This window comes from Streptomyces sp. NPDC048434 (assembly GCF_043200375.1).
Taxonomy (GTDB): domain Bacteria; phylum Actinomycetota; class Actinomycetes; order Streptomycetales; family Streptomycetaceae; genus Streptomyces.
This window is the reverse complement of the sequence record NZ_JBICXQ010000021.1, coordinates 168611-174662: the sequence shown is the minus strand read 5'-3', so window position 1 is coordinate 174662 and position 6052 is coordinate 168611. Positions and strand designations below refer to the sequence as shown.

General features: G+C 71.8%; 4 protein-coding genes. 1 reads left to right on the top strand and 3 read right to left on the bottom strand.

All coding sequences use genetic code 11. The features are described 5' to 3' along the window. Positions 1-32 precede the first annotated feature (32 nt). Positions 33-608, top strand: coding sequence for a GNAT family N-acetyltransferase (locus tag ACGFWI_RS24740; RefSeq protein ID WP_393908188.1), 576 nt, complete (start codon positions 33-35; stop codon positions 606-608). Positions 609-616: 8 nt separating this feature from the next. Here ACGFWI_RS24740 and pulA read toward each other — a convergent pair whose 3' ends face one another. From pulA to ACGFWI_RS24725, 3 genes are all read right to left on the bottom strand, one after another. Beyond that, positions 617-3274 (bottom strand): pullulanase-type alpha-1,6-glucosidase, encoded by a 2658-nt coding sequence (gene pulA, locus ACGFWI_RS24735; protein ID WP_393908187.1) that lies wholly within the window; start codon positions 3272-3274, stop codon positions 617-619. A gap of 107 nt (positions 3275-3381) precedes the next feature. After that, entirely contained in the window at positions 3382-4785 is a 1404-nt protein-coding gene (locus tag ACGFWI_RS24730) for an alpha-amylase family protein (RefSeq protein ID WP_393908186.1), read from the bottom strand. Between the two features lie 445 nt (positions 4786-5230). After that, positions 5231-6049: a DUF6801 domain-containing protein gene (locus ACGFWI_RS24725; RefSeq protein WP_393908185.1), complete on the bottom strand. Its 819-nt coding sequence runs from the start codon at positions 6047-6049 to the stop codon at positions 5231-5233. Positions 6050-6052: the final 3 nt, after the last annotated feature.

Here is a 6052-nt window from a genome sequence, read left to right as displayed (position 1 = left end):
CCCCGGGGGGGGGGGGGGGGGGGGGGGGGGGGGTGGCCCCCAAACCCCCCCCCCCCCCCCCCCCCCCCCCGCTCCGGCCCGTCACCGGCACCCGACAGCCCCGCGCAGCGGACCCCGCCCGCCGCCAGGCGCAACGGTGGGACGAACCGCGGCGGGACGGCCGACAACGTGGGACGACAGAGGAGTCCGGCATCGACCAGTGGAAGCCCGGTGGGAAGGACGAGGAGCACTTCCGGCTGCGGCGGAAGGACGGTGAGGTCTGGCTTGCGGAGGTTGCCGGGCGGCGGGTGGGTGCCTTCGAACTGTGGTGGCGGGACGAGCCCGCGTGGGGGCCGCAGCCGCCGGAGGCGGGCTATGTGCACCGGCTGATGGTGGACCACGAGCGGGCTCCGGCCGGGACCGGACGGGCGATGCTGGCCCATGCCGAGCGGCGGATAGCCGGGGCGGGGCGGGCGTGGTCGCGGCTGGACTGCATCGCCGCCAACCCGCGGCTGCGCACCTATTACGAGGGCGCCGGTTACACGGTCGTCGGGGAGCAGCCCTTCAAGGAGGGCGGCGGCGGCAGCCGGTACGCCGTCACCCTCCTCGAAAAGCGGCTGGGAGCCTGAGCCGGGCCTCAGCCCCGGCGGAAGACCGCGACGGTGCGGGCCGGGACGGTGAAGGTGCCCGAGGAGCGTGCGTAGGACGCGGTCGCGGTGGTCCGGTCCGCGCCGTGGGCCTGGACGGGGTGCAGGGCGTAGGGCTCGCCCGCGAGAGCGCGGACGGTCTGGTGCCGGGGGTCCGGGGTGGCGTTGAGGACGACGACGAGGTTGCCGAGCCGCATCGTGATCACGCCGGGGGTCTCGTCCTTCCCGGACAGCGGGAAGGAGAGCGCCTTCTGTACGGCGGCGGTGGTGGACAGGCCGAAGGCCGGTTCGGTGGCGTGGATACGGAGCAGGTCGCGGTAGGCGGCGGAGGTGTGGTGGATCGCGTCGCAGCCGGGGCGGAGCGCGGGGTCGGCCAGCAGGGGCTTGCCGTAGGGCCACTTGTCCTTGTTGTCGGCGGCCGGGGGCAGTCCGCGGCCGAAGCCGTTGCCGTCGGCGCAGTTCCAGTGCAGGGCGTTGAACCAGTCGCCGCTGTCGAAGGAGTTGCGGTCCAGGGACTTGGAGCGCAGCAGGTCGGAGCCCGCCTGGGAGAGCGCCGGTCCCTGGGAGAGGGTGGCGGTGGCCAGCGCGAGCACCTGCATACGGGAGCGGTCGGCGGCGCCGGTGCGCTGCGGGAGTTTGTAGGCGAGGGCGTCGTAGAGCGTTTCGTTGTCGTGGGCGTCGGCGTAGGCGAGGGCGTCACCGGGGGCGGCGGCGTAGCCGGCCGGGGCGCCGTTGTAGTCGACGCCGGAGCCCTTGACCCGGTGGCCGGTGGTGTCGGTGAAGGTGTAGCCGGCGAGGTTGCCGGTGAGGCCGACCTTGATGAGGTCCTGGTAGTGGAGGAGCCGGGCGCGTTGTTCGGCCGGAGTCCCGTTCTCCTTCGAGGAGTTGGGGTCGGTGTACAGGCCCGAGGCGAATCCCTGGATGCGGGGGTCGCCGTCGAAGGGGCTGCCGCCGCGTACCGCGTCCCGGGCCCGGTCGCTGAAGGTCGCGATGCCGGTCCCGGCCATGTTCTGCTGGGTGGCCTGGACGAAGCGGGCGTCGTTCCCCGCCTCGCCGAAGTTCCAGCCCTCGCCGTACAGGAGGACCGCCTTGCCGTCCACCCCGTCCTTGCGCGGCGTCAGCGCGTCCAGCGCCTTGCGGACGGCGAGGATATTCGCCTTGGGGTGGTGGCCCATGAGGTCGAAGCGGAAGCCGTCGACCTTGTACTCCTTGGCCCAGGTGACGACGGAGTCGACGACGAGCTTGCCCATCATGGTGTGTTCGGGGGCGGTGCCCGAACAGCAGGTGGAGGTGGCGACGCTGCCGTCGTCCATGAGGCGCTGGTAGTAGCCGGGGACGATGCGGTCCAGGACGGAGTGCGGGTCCTGGCCGCTCGCGGCGGTGTGGTTGTAGACGACGTCCATGACGGTGCGCAGCCCGGCGCCGTTGAGACCCTGGACCATGCGGCGGAACTCGACGGTGCGGGCCGCGCCGCTCCGCTTCACTCCGCCCCTGCTCGGTGATGAGTCTTCGGAAGCAGGGCCGGGGTCGGAGGCGTAGGACCCTTCCGGGACGGTGTAGTGGAGCGGGTCGTAGCCCCAGTTGTAGGCGTCGCGGGCGGCCGTCTTGCCGGTGCACTCCTGCTGACGGTCGGAGTCGGGGGCGTACGAGGCCAGGTCGCAGCCGGGACGAGCCTGGTCGGCGCGCCGCTCGGGTGTGGTGGCGAAGTCGAAGGCCGGCAGCAGATGGACGTAGGACGTGCCGGACCGGGCGAGCGAGGTCAGGTGCCGCATGCCGTCCGAGTGCCGGTCGGTGAAGGCGAGGTAGCTCCCGGGGTGGCGGGAGGTGCGGTCCTCGACGGAGAAGTCGCGGATCTGCAGCTCCTGGATGCGGGCGCGGCGCAGCGGCACCGCGGCGGGCTTCGTCAGCCGTGACCAGCCGGCCGGGGCGAGCTGCGGGTCGTCTAGGTCGGTGACCAGGCTGCGGGCCGAGTCCGCGGTCAGGGCGGTGGAGTAGGGATCGGTGACCTTGTTGGTGACGGTCTTGCCGACGGTGGGCGCCCAGACGGTGACGCGGTAGCGGTACGGCTTTCCGGCCCAGTCGTGCGCGCCCTGGACGCGCCAGATGCCGGTGCTGTCATCGCGCCGCATCGGGACCGTACGGCCGTCGAGTTCGAGGGCGACGGTACGGGCGGTGGGCGCCCACACGGAGAGGGTGGGACGGCCGTGGTGGAAGACCGGGCCGAGTGCGGCGTGCCGGGCACGGGCACCGTAGAGGTCGTCCAGGACGCCGGGTATCTGTACGCCCGTGGTGGTGCGCCCTCCGTCGGCGGTGCGCTGACTGGCGAGGAGTCTGCCGCGCAGGGCGGCGGGGGCCAGGCCCCGGTCGCGGGGGTCGACGGTGAAGGCCGGGTAGCCCGTCAGATGCGGATAGGCGAGGCGTTCGGACGGGCTGAGGCTGCCGGGCCTGAGCCGGATGTGCTTGCCGTGTGTCCCGAACTCCAGCTGGGACGCGGTGTGTTCCGCGCCCTTCCAGACGACGGTGTCCCGGTCGATCCACTGCGCCCGGGCGTCGGCCGGGCCGGCGGTCGCGGCGGATGCGGCGGGAAGGGCGGCGGCGCACAGGACCATGGCCACGGCGGCGACGGTACGGCGGAGGGGGCCGTTCACGAAGAGGCTCCTTCGGAGGTCGTACGGGTGGTGGGGATACGGGGCGCGCGGGCATGCGCGCCCCGTGTGCGGAGCGGCGGGCAGCAGACGGCCGGCCCGCGGCCGGGTCAGGAGCAGCCCGTGCGTGCCCCCGTGTGCAGGGCCAGTGCGGTGTTCGGGCTCAGCGTCGCGGTGAAGCGGCCCGAGCCGTCCACCGTCACCGCCCGGCCGCTCTGCACGTCGCAGTAGCCACCGGCCGGCAGCGAGGTCTGGAAGGTGCGGCTGAGTGCGGTGGTCTCATGGTTGATCACCACGAAGCCGTTGGCGCCGCGGCCGAAGGCGATGGCGTCGGCGCCGTTGTCCCACCAGTGGGTGACGGCGCCGCCGCGGACGGCATTGCGGAAGGCGACCATGCTCGCGATCTCGGGCCACTTGTGCTGGCACTTCCAGCCGTCCTGCCAGCAGGCGTTCACCTTCCCCCCGTTGGGCGGCCCGGCGTCCCGGTCGGTGAACTCGTAGCCCGAGTGGATGTCCGGTGAGCCGTAGGGCCAGGCCAGCATGAAGACATGGGCCAGGGTGTAGCCGGCGCCGTCCTGGTAGCTGAGGGTGTCGCCGCCGCGCTCGGTGTCGTGATTGTCGACGAAGACGGCGGCCTCGGCGCTCGGCAGGTACCCCCAGCCCTCGCCGTAGTTCTTCAGATACGCGAGGTTCTCGTCGTTGAACACCCGCTTGAGGTCACGGGCATAGCGGAATTCCTGTACGTCACCGGTGGCCTGGTACTCGGCCGGGGAGACGGCCTCGCCCGCGCCGTAGATGGCTTCCTGCTTCCAGTAGACCTGCGGATCGCTCAGCCTGCTCTTGATGTCGGCGAGGTCGTCGGCCGGGATGTGCTTGGCGGCATCGATGCGGAAGCCGTCGACGCCCAGGGACAGCAGATCGTTGAGGTAGGCGGCGATCCGGCCGCGGACGTACGGTTCGCCCGTGTCGAGGTCGGCGAGGCCGACGAGTTCGCAGTGCTGCACGTTCCAGCGGTCGGCGTAGTTCGAGACGGGGGCCGTGCAGTCGTCGAAGTCGAAGACCGAGTAGGTGCCCGGGTAGTCGTACTTGGTGTACGCGGATCCGCCCGTGCCCGTGCCGGATCCGGACGTCATGTGATTGATGACGGTGTCGGTGACGACCCTGACCCCCGCGCCGTGGCAGGCGGCGACCATGTCCGCAAAGGCCGTACGGTCGCCGAGCCGTCCGGCGATCTTGTAGCTGACCGGCTGGTACGAGGTCCACCACTGCGCGCCCTGGATGTGTTCCTGGGGCGGCGACACCTGGACGTAGCCGTAACCGGCGGGCCCCAGGGTGTTGCGGCATTCCGCGGCGACCGAGTCGTAGCGCCACTCGAAGAGGACGGCGGTGACGTCCTTGGCGCCGGGCGGTGCGGCCGCCGCCGGCTGCGGTGCCAGGAAGGCCGCCGCGCCCGCCACGAGGGCGAGTGCGGCAGCCGCGGGTCTGCGCGCGGCGCTTCTGATCCGGTGGAGCACGGTTCCTCCTGAGGGGGTGGAGTGACCTTGCTCGGCAACGCGCCGTGCCCGGAAGGCCGTTGAACGGCACCGGTGGGGGGACGGCGCCCATGCTGATGACGTTCTAGCCGCCGCAATCCGTTGTTGCAAGACCTTACGCAAGACATTGCAAGGGTGTTACGTTCCCTGACGAGCCCCGGTCCGGCCGGCCGGAGGCCCGCCCTCGCGCGGGTCCTACGCGCCCGGTCGGTCGGACCGGCGCCGGCCGGCCCTTGCGGGCCGGCCGCAGCAGCCGCTTGTTGCCGCCGGGCCGCATGCGCCCGGCGCGCGGTGGGCCGACGCCACCCGCCACGTCAGGCGCATACCTGCGAGGTGACGGCGCGCCAAGGCCCCCGGCGTGCGTGCGCGGAGGCGAGCTGGCGGGGAGAGGCAGGATCCCAACGCCGGGATCCGCAACTCGGTCTCCTCAGCCGTTGTCGGCGGCGCGGCGGCGGCTCTTCAGCCACAAGCCGAAGCAGAAGGCGACGACGCCCGCGGCAAGAATGCCGAGGGTCGGCAGAATCAGGTCCCTGATGTCCTGGCCGGTGGCCGCGATGGCACCCGTCGCCTTACCCGTCGCCTTACCGTGGGCCGCGGATGACGCCCCCTCGGACGTGGCGCCGGAGGCCGTCGTGCCCGAGGTGCCGGACGTGGTCGAGCCGGTCGTCGCCCCCGTCCCGGTCCCGGTGATCTCGAACGACCCCACGACGTTCTTTTGCCCGGCGTCCAGCCTGCACCGCACGTCGGCCTCGCCCAGAACCTCGCCGCTCGCCTTCTTTCCGACGACGTGCAGGGCGATGTCGCCGGCGGTGATCCGCCCGTGGCCCGGCCGGCTGAAACTGAGAGCGGGCGCGGCGCCGGTCGCCGTGACGTCAAAGGAACCGGATGCCGGGATGCTGGTCCTGGTGATGCCGAGGGGCACCCTGACCAAGCTGTCACCTTGCGGCGCGGACACGCCGATCTTCGCGGCCACCGTGCCCTGAACGGTCTTCACACCGATCAGGTCGAGTTTCGCCGTGAGGTCCGCGTCCACCGTCGTCCGCGCACCGATGGCGAATTTCCGGCTGGATTCGCCGACCGGGACCGACTCCGGAATATTCGCGTCGATCTTCACCGTGAAGGGCTGGTTTTTGATCACCGGGACTTTGCATGTGTACTTCAGTGTGCGCGAAGTCGGTTGTGCGGCCGCGATTCCGGCTCCGGAAACTCCCACGATTCCGACGGCGACCCCTAATGCCGTCACCATCCC